This is a genomic window from Pseudomonas sp. Emmai (assembly GCF_055179735.1).
Genome location: NZ_CM143685.1, coordinates 1,618,875 through 1,631,672, shown reverse-complemented (window position 1 = coordinate 1,631,672; position 12,798 = coordinate 1,618,875). Strand labels below are relative to the sequence as shown.

Below are 12,798 nucleotides of genomic sequence, written 5' to 3'. Positions count from 1 at the left end.
GACGCGCACCCCTCTAGCAAATCAAGGAGGCAGTCTAGCGGCTGTGCACACTTGATATGGAAATGGTATCAGCCATCTGATGAAGCATTACCGCCAGGGGTCACTTCCCCTACTCGCTTTTCCAGCTGTCGCAGACGCCGCGCGATGTCATCGAGCTGACGGATGCGTGCCGCGCTTTTGCGCCACTCGGCAGCCGGTTGCATGGCTGTACCGGAAGAGTAGGAACCCGGCTCGGTAATCGAGTGGGTCACCATGGTCATCCCGGTCAGGAAAACGTTGTCGCAAATCTCGATATGCCCCACCAGCCCTACACCGCCGGCGAGCATGCAGTGCTTGCCGATCTTGGTGCTGCCGGAGATCCCCACGCACGCGGCCATGGCAGTGTGATCACCGACCTGGACGTTGTGGGCGATCTGGATCTGATTGTCGAGCTTCACACCGTTACCAAGAATGGTATCGGCCAACGCACCACGGTCGATGGCGGTGTTCACGCCAATCTCCACATCGTCGCCGACCAGCACGCCACCAATCTGGGCGATCTTCTGCCAGACACCTTTCTCATTGGCAAAACCGAAACCTTCACCACCGAGCACGGCACCCGACTGAATCACCACGCGTTTGCCAATGCGCACGTCGTGGTACAGCGTGACCCGCGGAGCCAGCCAGCCTCCCTCACCAATCTCGCATCGCGCACCGATGAAGCAATGCGCCCCGACGGTCACACCCGCGGCAATACGCGCGGCGCTTTCGATCACCGCAAAGGCCCCGATGCTTGCCGCCGGATCGACCACCGCGTCCGCCGCCACGACCGCTGTCGGATGAATACCGGCAGCCGCTTTCGGCTTGGGATCGAACAGATGGGAAATACGGGCGTAAGCCAGGTAAGGATCAGGCACGACCAGCGCATTACCGGCAAAACCTTCAGCGTCGGCGGCCTTGAGCAACAGGGCTGCGGCTTTACTGTCCGGCAGGTATTTGCGGTATTGCGGGTTTGCCAGAAAGCTCAACTGAGCTGGGCCAGCCTCTTGCAAAGTGGCTAGCCCAGTAATTTCTTTCTCCGGGTCGCCACGTAGGGTGGCGCCGAGGAACTCGGCCAATTGGCCGAGCTTTATAGTCGCTGTCATGGATTACTTCAGCTGATTCATGCGCTCGATAACCTGGCGAGTGATGTCGTACTGAGGTTTGACATCAATCACTGCGCCACGCTCGAAGACCAGGTCAAAAGCACCTTTCTTGATGACTTCTTCCACAGCGCTGTCCAGTTTCGGCTTGAGCTGCTTCAGCATTTCACGGTCGGCAACGGCTTTGGCTTCGTTCAATTCCTTGGACTGGAACTGAAAGTCACGGGCCTTTTGCTTGAACTCAAGCTCCAGGCGTTCGCGTTCGCCTTGCTGCATCTTGTCACCACCGGCTACCAGACGATCCTGGATACCTTTGGCACTGCTTTCCAGCGTCTTGAGTTTGCTCAGCTGCGGGCCGAACTTCTTCTCCGCGTCCACGGCGTATTTTTTCGCCGCGTCGGATTCAAGCAGGGCCATCTGATAGTTCAGGACGGCGATTTTCATGTCGGCAAAAGCCGGACCTGCTACCAGTACGGTCGCCAGGAGAACCAATTGAGTCAACTTACGCACGATGCACTCCTACAAAATCCATTGTCGTTATGGGTCAGACGCTTAGAACGTCTGGCCGAGGGAGAATTGGAACACTTGGGTTTCAGCGTTATCCGGTTTCTTGACCGGCATGGCCAACGCGAAGCTCAGAGGACCCAGTGCGGTAACCCATGTCACGCCGACACCGACGGAACTGGCTACGTTGCTCAGGCTGATGTCGTTGCACTCTGTTTGAGAGGTCGAACCGACATTGGCGTTCGTCGTCTTGTCGCACTTGGAGTCGAATACGTTACCCACATCCCAGAATACCGAAGTACGCAGGGAACGCTGATCCTTGACGAATGGCAGCGGGAACAACACTTCGACGCCACCCTGGATCAGGACGTTACCACCGAACGGCAGCGGATCCTGGTCCGGGTCGGCTAGCGTACCGGCGTTACCCGTTACACCCTGACCACGGCTCGGCGTACTGCGCGGACCAAGGGTACTGTCCTTGAAGCCACGAACCGAGTTGAAACCACCAGCATAGTAGTTTTCATAGAACGGCAAGCCGTCGGTTGAACCGTAGCCGTCGCCGTAACCGAGTTCGGTGTGCAGGCGTACGGTGTAGTTCTCGGTGATTGGCTGGAACAACTGACCGCGGTAATCGAGTTTGAAGAAAGACAGGTCGCTGCCAGGGGTCGTGGTTTCCAGAGTCAGGCTCTGGGAATGGCCACGGGTCGCCAGTACGCCTTTGTTCAACGTGGACTCGGACCAGCCGGCGGACGCCTTGAAGTTCAGGTAGCTGTCGCCTTCACGGTTTACGAAGTCGAAAATCTCGTCGACGGTGTATTGACCGGTCTTGATCTTGTCCTGCTGTGCAGTCAGGCCAAAGGTCAGACGCGAAGTCTCGCTGATCGGGTAGCCGACGCTGACGCCAGCACCCAGGCTGTCTACCGCATAGCTTGCAACATCGACATCGAGGTCTTTGTAGTCAGTGGTGCGATAGAACGCGTTGTAGCCCAGGCTCACACCGTCAGCGGTCCAGTACGGGTCGACATAACCGAAGTTATAGCGGCTCTGGTATTGGCTTCGGGTCAGTCCGATGCTGACCTTGTTACCCGTACCCAGGAAGTTGTTCTGGGTGATCGAACCACCGAGGATCAGACCGGCGCTCTGGGCGAAACCGACACTGGCGGTAATCGAACCGGAAGCCTGTTCTTCAACGCTGTAGTTCACGTCCACCTGATCGTCCACGCCCGGCACGGCCGGGGTTTCGACGTTCACTTCCTTGAAGAAGCCCAGACGCTCAAGACGGGTCTTGGATTGGTCGATCAGGTAGGTCGAAGCCCAGCCACCTTCCATCTGGCGCATTTCACGACGCAGCACTTCGTCTTCGGACTTGGTGTTGCCACGGAAGTTGATGCGGTTCACGTAGGCACGCTTGCCCGGATCAACAGCGAACGTGATGTCTACCGTGTGATCGTCATCGTGAGGCTGAGGCACGCCGTTGACGTTGGCGAAGGTGTAACCCTCGTTACCCAGACGACGCGTGATCAGTTCCGAAGTCGTGGTCATCAGCTTGCGCGAGAACACCTGGCCTTTCTGGACCAGCAGCAGGGACTTGACCTGGTCTTCAGGCACTTTCAGGTCACCACTGAGCTTCACGTCACGAACGGTGTATTTCTCGCCTTCGTTGACGTTGACCGTGATGTAGACGTGTTTTTTGTCCGGGGTGATGGAGACCTGGGTCGAAGCGATATCCATGTTGATATAGCCGCGGTCCAGATAGTAGGAGCGCAGACGCTCCAGGTCACCGGAGAGTTTCTCGCGAGCGTACTTGTCATCGTTCTTGAAGAACGACAGCCAGTTGGTGGTCTTGAGTTCGAACAGGTCGATCAGGTCGTCATCGGGGAAGACCGTGTTACCCACCACGTTGATGTGCTGGATAGCGGCAACGGTGCCTTCGTTGATATTGACCTTCAACGCCACGCGGTTACGCGGCTGCGCCACCACTTCGGTGTCGACGGTCGCCGAGTAACGACCCTGCGCGACATACTGGCGCTGCAGTTCGTTACGCACACCTTCGAGGGTGGCACGCTGGAAGATCTCGCCTTCGGACAGGCCGGATTGCTTGAGGCCCTTCATCAGGTCTTCAGTGGAGATAGCCTTGTTACCCTCGATCTCGATACTCGCGACCGACGGACGCTCGACGACCGTGATAACGAGGACATTGCCTTCGCGACCCAGCTGGATATCTTGAAAGAAACCGGTTTTGAACAACGCACGAGTGGATTCCACCAGGCGACGATCATCCGCCTGTTCACCGACGTTCAACGGCAAGGCACCAAAGACACTACCCGCGGAGACCCGCTGGAGGCCATTGACGCGAATATCAGAGATAGTGAAGGACTCGGCGTGAACTTCGGCGATCATCAATACGGTGAGAACCGCAGTTAGCAGCAGACGTTTCATGAAGTCCTTTCTTATTCCAACTGGCAATAAACAAACTGCCGCAAAATGCGGCAGATTCGCAATTCAGCGAAGCGTTACAGTCGACCCAGATCATTGACCAGAGCAAGCAACATCACCCCGACCACCAAACTGATACCGATCTGTATCCCCCAACCCTGCACCCGATCTGACAAGGGGCGACCACGCACCCACTCGATCAGATAAAACAACAAATGCCCCCCATCCAGTACTGGAATGGGCAACAAATTCAGAACACCCAAGCTAATACTCAGATAAGCAAGGAAATTCAGGAAATCAGCGACACCCGACTGGGCAGAAGCGCCCGCCACTTTAGCAATGGTTATCGGTCCACTCAAGTTTTTTACCGAGAGCTCGCCGAACAACATTTTCTTGAGCGAATCGAGGGTCAGTACACTCATGGTCCAGGTGCGTCGGGCACCCTCCCCAATTGCGGCTATCGGACCGTAGCTGACCTCGCGAATCATCTCTGGTGGCCAATCGACTGCTTTAACCCCGGCGCCCAGGTAACCCGTAGGCGCTTTGCTCCCGCCGCGGGCTGCCAGCGTCACAGGGACGTCGATTTGAGCACCATCGCGCTCGACGCGCAGCATGATTTTGGTATCCGGATGCATACGTACTGTATCGACCACTTGCTGCCAGTCATCCAGAGACTTGCCATCAAGCGCCAACAACCGGTCACCGGTCTTCAGGCCCGCAGCTTGCGCCGGCCCTTTCGAATCGAGTTCCGCCAGGATCGGCGGCAAGGCCGGACGCCATGGGCGAATACCCAGCGAGCGAATCGGATCCGGCTCATCGGCACCCTTGAGCCAGTGATCCAGCGCCAGCTCACGCGGCGAATCGGCCGTCGAGCCCTGCTCACGCACCAACAATTGCAACGTACCGCTCTCGCCAAGGCGACGGACCAACTGCAGGTTCACGGCCGCCCACCCGGAAGTCGGCTCGCCATCAATGGCCACAATTTCCTGATTCGCGCTCAAACCCGCCTTGGCGGCGATACTGCCGGACTCGACTGCGCCGATAACCGGGCGCACCTGCTCGCTGCCGAGCATGGCCAACACCCAGAAAAACACCATCGCCAGCAGAAAGTTGGCGATCGGGCCCGCCGCAACGATGGCAATGCGCTGACGCACGGACTTGCGATTGAAGGATTGATCGAGCTGATCGACCGGCACTTCGCCTTCGCGCTCGTCGAGCATCTTCACGTAGCCACCCAACGGAATGGCGGCCAGCACGAATTCAGTGCCTTGCTTGTCGTGCCAGCGCAGCAACGGCATGCCGAAGCCCACGGAGAAACGCAGCACTTTGACCCCACAGCGACGTGCGACCCAGAAATGGCCGAATTCGTGGAAGGTGACCAGCACGCCCAAGGCTACCAGGGTGCCGACAATCATATAGAGCGCGCTCATCTACTTTCTCCGCAATCCTATCCAGTGCTGCATGGGGGCAAACGTACTGCAGCACTTATCGCCCGTGACGACTCAACCACTGTTCGGCCAGCACACGCGCCTTGGCGTCTGCGGTGAACACCGCCTCGAGATCATTCACCGCCACCACAGGCTCGAGATTCAAGACTTCCTCGATGATACTCGCGATTTCCGGGTAACGAACCCGCCCGTCGAGAAAGGCCGCGACCGCCACTTCATTTGCCGCATTAAGCATGGCCGGCGCGCTGTTGCCCGCCTCTGCCGCTTGCCGCGCCAGGCGCAGGCACGGGAAACGCTGTTCATCGGGCGCCTGGAAATCCAGGCGCGCAATGGCAAACAGATCCAGCGGGGCGACACCCGAGTCGATCCGCTCTGGCCAGGCCAGGGCGTTGGCAATCGGCGTACGCATATCCGGGTTACCCAACTGCGCCAATACCGAACCATCGATATAGTCGACCAGCGAATGGATAACGCTCTGGGGATGAATCACCACTTCGACCTGGGATGGCTTGGCATCGAACAGCCAGCAGGCTTCGATCAGCTCAAGGCCTTTGTTCATCATGCTGGCCGAATCGACCGATATCTTGCGCCCCATCGACCAGTTCGGGTGAGCGCAGGCTTGATCGGGGGTCACGTGCGCCAATTCCGCCATCGGCGTCTGCCGGAACGGACCGCCAGAGGCCGTCAGTAAAATCCGACGCACACCAACCGCACCCAGACCGCGGGCGAAATCGTTGGGCATGCACTGGAAAATCGCATTGTGTTCGCTGTCGATCGGCAGCAGCACCGAACCGCTTTGGCGCACGGCCTGCATGAACAAGGCGCCGGACATCACCAGCGCTTCCTTGTTGGCCAGCAAGATCTTCTTGCCCGCCTCGACCGCCGCCAGGGTCGGACGCAAGCCCGCCGCACCAACGATGGCCGCCATGACCGCATCGACTTCAGGGTCGGCAGCGACCTGACACAGGCCCTCCTCCCCCACCAGAACGCGCGTCGACAGGCCGGCAGCGCGCAAGTCGTCCTGCAGGACCCGGGCAACACCCGCTTCAGGCACGACCGCAAACCGCGGTACATGCCGCACGCACAAGGCGAGCAGCTCACTCAATCGAGTAAAACCGCTCAATGCGAACACCTGATAGCGCTCGGGATGACGCGCAATGACATCCAGGGTGCTCAGGCCAATCGAGCCTGTCGCCCCCAGGACGGTAATCTGCTGTGGACGGCTCACGGTGCAGCCATCCACAACAACACCGCGAACACCGGTATCGCGGCGGTCAGGCTGTCGATACGGTCCAGCACACCGCCGTGACCGGGCAGCAGATTACTGCTGTCCTTGATCCCGGACTGACGCTTGAACATGCTTTCGGTGAGGTCGCCCACCACCGAAATAAACACGATCAATGCGGCGCCGACCAGGCCTTTAAGCAACTCCGCCACCGTCCAGTCGCGAACCAGGCCGACCACCAGCGTGATCACCAGGCTCAACGCCAGGCCACCATAGACGCCTTCCCAGCTCTTGCCCGGACTGACTTGCGGCGCCAACTTGCGCTTGCCGAACTTGCGCCCGGAGAAGTACGCACCGATGTCAGCCCCCCAAACCAGCACCATGACCGCCATGATCAGCCAGTTGCCCAAGGGCTCTTGCTTGATCTGGACCAGACCTTGCCACGCGGGCAGCAGGATCAACAGACCGATCACCAGTTTGCAGGCGGCGCTGGCCCAGTGTTCGCTGGAGCGCGGATAGGTCAGCACCAAGTACGTCGCCACTGCCCACCAGAGCACAGCGGCGCCCAATACCCAAGGCGCGAGCCCGGGAAGGACATGCATGACAAACAGCATCAGCGCGACCACAGCCGCATAGGCAACGCGAATCGGCTGGGCAGTGAAACCTGCCAGGCGAGCCCACTCCCATGCACCCAGGGTCACGACCAGCCCGATGAACAGCGCAAAGCCGGAGCCTTCGAGCAGGAAAAACCCGCACAAGGCGATCGGCAGCAGGATCAGCGCAGTAATGATTCGTTGTTTAAGCATTAAACCCGGGCTCCAGACTCGATCTGCTCGCTCGTTTTACCGAAGCGGCGCTGACGAGAAGCGAAATCGGCCAGCGCGGTGCGCATGGCTTCGTGTTTGAAGTCCGGCCAGAACAGGTCGGAGAAGTACAGCTCGGTGTACGCCAGCTGCCACAGCAGGAAATTGCTGATGCGGTGCTCACCGCCGGTACGGATGCACAAGTCCGGCAACGGCAGATCGCCGGTGACCAGACAGGTTTGCAGCAGTTCCGGGGTGATGTCTTCCGGGCGCAAATGCCCGGCCTGGACTTCCCGTGCCAGACGCTGCGCAGCTTGCGCGATATCCCACTGACCGCCGTAGTTGGCGGCGATCTGCAGGATAAAGCGATTGGCGCCGGCGGTAATCGCCTCGGCTTCGCGCATCGCTGCCTGAAGCTCGGGGTGAAAACGCGAACGGTCGCCAATGATGCGCAGGCTGATGTTGTTGTCGTTGAGGCGCTTGGCCTCGCGACGCAACGCCTTGAAGAACAGGTCCATCAAGGCGCTGACCTCATCGGCCGGGCGCTGCCAGTTTTCACTGGAGAAGGCGAACAGGGTCAGCACCTCGACCTTGGCCTCGGCGCACACCTCGATAACCGCACGAACCGCATCCACACCCGCTTTATGCCCGGCGACACCCGGCATAAAGCGTTTTTTCGCCCAGCGATTGTTACCATCCATGATGATCGCGACATGGCGCGGCACCGCGGACGGCGCAGTCTGCTTGGTCTTATCCATGAAAACGCGACCCTTATACGGCCATCAGGTCCGCTTCTTTTTGCTTGGTCGCTGCGTCGATATCGGCCTCAGCCTTGTCGGTCAGCTTCTGGATATCAGCAGCGGCACGACGCTCTTCGTCTTCGCTGATTTCCTTGTCCTTGACCAGTTTCTTCAGGTCGCCAAGTGCATCACGACGAATATTGCGCACGGCAACACGGGCATCTTCAGCTGCGCTACGCGCCTGCTTGGTGAAGCCCTTGCGGGTTTCTTCAGTCAGGGCAGGCATGGAGATCAGCAGCAACTCGCCCAGGTTGGTCGGGTTGAGGTTCAAACCGGCACTTTGGATCGCTTTGTCGACTGCCGCGAGCATGTTGCGCTCAAACGCCACGACCTGAAGGGTCCGGGAGTCTTTTACGGTGATGTTGGCCACTTGGGTGATGGACGTGTCTGTGCCGTAGTACGGCACCATCACGCTGCCCAGAATGCTTGGGTGAGCCTTGCCGGTACGAATCTGACCAAATGCATGGTTCAGAGAGTCCAGGGATTTCTGCATGCGCTCTTGAGCGTCTTTCTTGATTTCGTTGATCATTGTTGGCCTTCCTCGATCAGGGTCCCTTCAGCGCCGCCATGTACGATGTTCAGCAGGGCGCCGGGCTTGTTCATGTTAAATACGCGCAATGGCATCTTGTGGTCGCGGCACAGGCAAATGGCCGTCAGATCCATCACGCCCAGCTTGCGATCCAGCACTTCATCGTAAGTCAGATGATCGAACTTCTCGGCATGCGGGTCTTTGAATGGGTCAGCGGTGTAGACGCCATCGACCTTGGTCGCCTTGAGCACGACATCGGCATCGATTTCGATTGCACGCAGGCAAGCTGCCGAATCCGTGGTGAAGAACGGATTGCCCGTACCGGCCGCGAAAATCACGACTTCCTTGGCGTTCAGGTGACGCATGGCCTTGCGGCGATCGTAGTGATCGGTCACGCCAACCATGGAAATGGCCGACATCACGATGGCCGAGATATTGGCACGTTCCAGCGCGTCGCGCATGGCCAGGGCGTTCATCACAGTGGCCAGCATGCCCATGTGGTCGCCGGTGACCCGATCCATGCCGGCCGCGCTCAGCGCTGCCCCACGGAACAGGTTGCCGCCACCGATCACCAGACCGACCTGTACACCGATGCCGACCAGTTGGCCGACTTCCAGCGCCATGCGATCCAGAACTTTCGGATCGATCCCGAACTCTTCCGAGCCCATCAGGGCCTCGCCGCTAAGCTTGAGTAGAATGCGTTTATAGCGAGCCTGATAACCACTGCCCTGCTGAGCCATTGCGAATCTCTCCTGCGGCGTATTTTAAAAAATTCTTTGCGAGCTGTTTACAGCTGGCGTTCACTCTAGCTTGGCGCTGCTTCAGCGCCATCGGAACATGGCTTTGTAAGCCAGTTCCAAAGGGAAACCAATAAAAATTGGTAGCCCATCTGAAAAGAGGCTGCGCGCGTAAGCGGGCAGCCTCTTCAGGGCGACAGTTAAAAAACCGTCTTATTGCTTGGCGGCAGCCAGCTGGGCAGCAACTTCTTCAGCGAAGTTGTCGACCGGCTTCTCGATGCCGTCGCCTACTTTGAAGTAGGTGAAGGAAACGATTTCAGCACCGGCTTTCTTGGCCAGTTCGCCAACCTTGATTTCAGGGTTCTTGACGAACGCCTGCTCAACCAGGGAAGCCTCAGCCAGGAACTTGCTGATACGGCCTTTGACCATGTTTTCAACGATGTTTTCTGGCTTGCCAGCGATCTTGTCGGCGTTGAGGGTCAGGAACACGCCCTTCTCACGCTCAACCGCTTCAGCGGAAACTTCCGATGGCAGCAGGAATTCAGGGTTGGTCGCCGCTACGTGCATGGCGATGTCCTTGGCCAGCTCAACAGTGCCGCCTTTCAGGACAACGGCTACGCCGATCTTGTTGCCGTGCAGGTAACCACCAACAACGTCACCTTCAACGCGTGCCAGGCGACGGATGTTGACGTTTTCGCCAACCTTGCCGACCAGAACCAGGCGATCAGCTTCTTGAGCTTCGATCAGCGGAGCCACATCAGTCAGCTTGTCAGCGAATGCTTTTTCAACGCTGGAAGCAACGAATGCCTTGAAGTCATCCTGCAAAGCCAGGAAGTCGGTCTGCGAGTTCACTTCCAGCAGAACGGCGGTTTTACCGTCTTCTTTCAGAGCGATCGCTCCTTCAGCGGCAACGTTGCCAGCTTTCTTGGCAGCCTTGATGGCGCCCGAAGCACGCATGTCATCAATGGCTTTTTCGATGTCGCCGCCGGCCTTGGTCAAGGCCTTTTTGCAATCCATCATGCCTTCGCCAGTACGCTCACGCAGTTCTTTAACCAACGCTGCAGTAATCTCTGCCATTTCAAAAATCCTCTTGGATAGGTTATCAACCATTCCACCCGATCGAACGGGCGTTCAATTCTTCCCGAATCACCCTTGTAGGCCGCTGCACGTTACAGAACTTGTAGCTGCGCTGCCGACAAATGGTTTTCGAGGTGGCAAAAAGGGGGCCAAGCCCCCTTTTTGCTTACTGAGTCAACGCCAAGGCGTCAATTACTCAGCTGCTGCTACCGGAGCTTCTTCAACGAACTGCTCGGTGCCGCCAGCAACGTGGTTGCGACCGCGGATTACAGCGTCAGCCATCGAACCCATGTACAACTGGATAGCGCGGATTGCGTCATCGTTGCCTGGGATGATGTAGTCAACGCCTTCCGGGCTGCTGTTGGTATCGACTACGCCGATAACCGGGATGCCCAGCTTGTTGGCTTCGGTGATCGCGATGCGCTCGTGATCAACGTCGATAACGAACAGTGCGTCTGGCAGACCGCCCATGTCCTTGATACCACCCAGGGAACGATCGAGCTTCTCAAGATCGCGAGTGCGCATCAGCGCTTCTTTCTTGGTCAGCTTGGCGAAAGTACCGTCTTCGGCTTGCACTTCAAGGTCACGCAGACGCTTGATGGAAGCACGGATGGTTTTGAAGTTGGTCAGCATGCCGCCCAACCAGCGGTGATCGACGTACGGCGAACCGCAACGTGCTGCTTCTTCAGCAACGATCTTGCCAGCGGAACGCTTGGTGCCGACGAACAGAATCTTGTTTTTGCCCTGGGCCAGGCGCTCTACGAAAGTCAGAGCTTCGTTGAACATTGGCAGGGTTTTTTCAAGGTTGATGATGTGGATCTTGTTACGCGCGCCGAAAATGTATTTACCCATTTTCGGGTTCCAGTAACGGGTTTGGTGACCGAAGTGCACACCGGCCTTCAGCATATCGCGCATGTTGACTTGGGACATGATAGTTCCTTAATAAGTCGGGTTTGGCCTCCACGTATCCCAATGACCAACCAGCAGCATCAGCTGAAGGCACCCAGGTCATCGTGTCGACACGTGTGTGGATTTAAGCTTCTCGGGGTATCCCCGGAAAGCGGCGCATTTTATATCACAGGGCTGCAAAAAACGGAACCCGGATTCTCGATTCCTGGCGCGCGCCTTTATAAACGCCCTTGGAATCGCTCAAGAATGCGCCTATCTATAGAGAGAAGCGATGCACAGAGGCTCAGATTTGCGCTGATCGTCTGTTAGAATCGCGTTTTTCAGGGCCGCGAAGCTTGATCGCACAATGCCCATTTCGAATTAGTAAGCGCCGTTGAGCGCAGAGAGAGCCTGTATGACCGTCACCCTCAAAACCCCCGAGGACATCGCAAAAATGCGGATCGCCGGCAAACTGGCCGCCGATGTGCTGGAAATGATTGCCGAACATGTCAAACCGGGCGTCACCACCGAAGAGCTGGACCGCATCTGCCACGACTACATCGTCAACGAGCAGCAAGCCATCCCAGCCCCGCTCAACTATAAGGGCTTCCCGAAGTCGATCTGCACCTCGATCAACCACGTGGTCTGCCACGGCATTCCGAACGAGAAGCCGCTGAAGAATGGCGACACCGTGAACATCGACGTGACCGTGATCAAGGACGGCTACCACGGCGACACCAGCCGCATGTTCCACGTCGGCACCGTGCCGGTCTGGGCCGAGCGCCTGTCCCAGGTCACCCAGGAATGCATGTACAAGGCCATCGAAATCGTTAAACCCGGCTGCCGCCTGGGCGACATCGGTGAAGTGATCCAGAAGCACGCGGAAAAGAACGGTTTCTCGGTGGTTCGCGAGTTCTGCGGCCACGGCATCGGCAAGGTGTTCCACGAAGAGCCGCAGATCCTGCACTACGGCCGCGCCGGCACCGGCATGGAGCTGAAAGCGGGCATGACGTTCACCATCGAGCCGATGATCAACCAGGGCAAGGCCGACACCAAGGTCCTGGGCGACGGCTGGACCGCGATCACCAAGGACCGCAAATTGTCCGCCCAGTGGGAACACACCCTGCTGGTGACCGACACCGGCTACGAGATCTTCACCCTGCGCGCCGATGACACCATTCCGCGTGTTTCGGCCTGATCGACCCGTTCTGCCCCTAGCCTTATAGCTTA

General features: G+C 58.1%; 12 protein-coding genes. 1 reads left to right on the top strand and 11 read right to left on the bottom strand.

Annotation, left to right across the window (positions count from 1 at the left end; all coding sequences use genetic code 11):
- Positions 1-68: 68 nt before the first annotated feature.
- From lpxD to rpsB, 11 genes are all read right to left on the bottom strand, one after another.
- Positions 69-1,124, bottom strand: coding sequence for a UDP-3-O-(3-hydroxymyristoyl)glucosamine N-acyltransferase (gene lpxD, locus ACY4LX_RS07180; RefSeq protein WP_463259529.1), 1,056 nt, complete (start codon positions 1,122-1,124; stop codon positions 69-71).
- A gap of 3 nt (positions 1,125-1,127) precedes the next feature.
- Positions 1,128-1,631 (bottom strand): OmpH/Skp family outer membrane protein, encoded by a 504-nt coding sequence (locus ACY4LX_RS07175; protein WP_092272436.1) that lies wholly within the window; start codon positions 1,629-1,631, stop codon positions 1,128-1,130.
- A gap of 42 nt (positions 1,632-1,673) precedes the next feature.
- Positions 1,674-4,064: an outer membrane protein assembly factor BamA gene (gene bamA, locus ACY4LX_RS07170; protein ID WP_463259528.1), complete on the bottom strand. Its 2,391-nt coding sequence runs from the start codon at positions 4,062-4,064 to the stop codon at positions 1,674-1,676.
- Between the two features lie 74 nt (positions 4,065-4,138).
- Positions 4,139-5,491 carry a sigma E protease regulator RseP gene (gene rseP / locus ACY4LX_RS07165; protein WP_149657378.1) on the bottom strand — a complete coding sequence of 451 codons (1,353 nt, stop codon included), beginning with the start codon at positions 5,489-5,491 and terminating at the stop codon, positions 4,139-4,141.
- 55 nt (positions 5,492-5,546) lie between these two features.
- A complete protein-coding gene (ispC, locus tag ACY4LX_RS07160; protein WP_463259527.1) occupies positions 5,547-6,737 on the bottom strand; it encodes a 1-deoxy-D-xylulose-5-phosphate reductoisomerase in 1,191 nt (396 codons plus the stop codon).
- Positions 6,734-7,540 carry a phosphatidate cytidylyltransferase gene (locus ACY4LX_RS07155; RefSeq protein ID WP_463259526.1) on the bottom strand — a complete coding sequence of 269 codons (807 nt, stop codon included), beginning with the start codon at positions 7,538-7,540 and terminating at the stop codon, positions 6,734-6,736. The genes ispC and ACY4LX_RS07155 overlap by 4 nt, the downstream gene beginning before the upstream one ends.
- Positions 7,540-8,295 carry a polyprenyl diphosphate synthase gene (gene uppS, locus ACY4LX_RS07150; protein ID WP_133837242.1) on the bottom strand — a complete coding sequence of 252 codons (756 nt, stop codon included), beginning with the start codon at positions 8,293-8,295 and terminating at the stop codon, positions 7,540-7,542. The genes ACY4LX_RS07155 and uppS overlap by 1 nt, the downstream gene beginning before the upstream one ends.
- Before the next feature lie 13 nt (positions 8,296-8,308).
- A complete protein-coding gene (frr, locus tag ACY4LX_RS07145; RefSeq protein WP_007949335.1) occupies positions 8,309-8,866 on the bottom strand; it encodes a ribosome recycling factor in 558 nt (185 codons plus the stop codon).
- Complete coding sequence (gene pyrH, locus ACY4LX_RS07140) at positions 8,863-9,606, bottom strand: UMP kinase (protein WP_003172271.1); 744 nt, start codon at positions 9,604-9,606, stop codon at positions 8,863-8,865. Before pyrH ends, frr begins: the two co-directional genes overlap by 4 nt.
- A gap of 210 nt (positions 9,607-9,816) precedes the next feature.
- Positions 9,817-10,680 (bottom strand): translation elongation factor Ts, encoded by an 864-nt coding sequence (tsf, locus tag ACY4LX_RS07135; RefSeq protein ID WP_149657381.1) that lies wholly within the window; start codon positions 10,678-10,680, stop codon positions 9,817-9,819.
- 192 nt (positions 10,681-10,872) lie between these two features.
- Entirely contained in the window at positions 10,873-11,610 is a 738-nt protein-coding gene (gene rpsB / locus ACY4LX_RS07130) for a 30S ribosomal protein S2 (protein WP_003219330.1), read from the bottom strand.
- Between the two features lie 373 nt (positions 11,611-11,983).
- On the opposite strand from rpsB, the gene map reads away from it, so the two are divergent.
- Entirely contained in the window at positions 11,984-12,766 is a 783-nt protein-coding gene (gene map / locus ACY4LX_RS07125) for a type I methionyl aminopeptidase (protein ID WP_123405751.1), read from the top strand.
- The last annotated feature ends 32 nt before the right edge of the window (positions 12,767-12,798 follow it).

Excerpts from the sequence above, each read along its gene's own strand:
- rseP (WP_149657378.1), bottom strand. The coding sequence starts at position 5,491 with ATGAGCGCGCTCTATATGATTGTCGGCACCCTGGTAGCCTTGGGCGTG.
- map (WP_123405751.1), top strand. The coding sequence starts at position 11,984 with ATGACCGTCACCCTCAAAACCCCCGAGGACATCGCAAAAATGCGGATC.
- frr (WP_007949335.1), bottom strand. The coding sequence starts at position 8,866 with ATGATCAACGAAATCAAGAAAGACGCTCAAGAGCGCATGCAGAAATCC.
- pyrH (WP_003172271.1), bottom strand. The coding sequence starts at position 9,606 with ATGGCTCAGCAGGGCAGTGGTTATCAGGCTCGCTATAAACGCATTCTA.
- rpsB (WP_003219330.1), bottom strand. The coding sequence starts at position 11,610 with ATGTCCCAAGTCAACATGCGCGATATGCTGAAGGCCGGTGTGCACTTC.
- tsf (WP_149657381.1), bottom strand. The coding sequence starts at position 10,680 with ATGGCAGAGATTACTGCAGCGTTGGTTAAAGAACTGCGTGAGCGTACT.
- lpxD (WP_463259529.1), bottom strand. The coding sequence starts at position 1,124 with ATGACAGCGACTATAAAGCTCGGCCAATTGGCCGAGTTCCTCGGCGCC.
- ACY4LX_RS07155 (WP_463259526.1), bottom strand. The coding sequence starts at position 7,540 with ATGCTTAAACAACGAATCATTACTGCGCTGATCCTGCTGCCGATCGCC.
- bamA (WP_463259528.1), bottom strand. The coding sequence starts at position 4,064 with ATGAAACGTCTGCTGCTAACTGCGGTTCTCACCGTATTGATGATCGCC.
- uppS (WP_133837242.1), bottom strand. The coding sequence starts at position 8,295 with ATGGATAAGACCAAGCAGACTGCGCCGTCCGCGGTGCCGCGCCATGTC.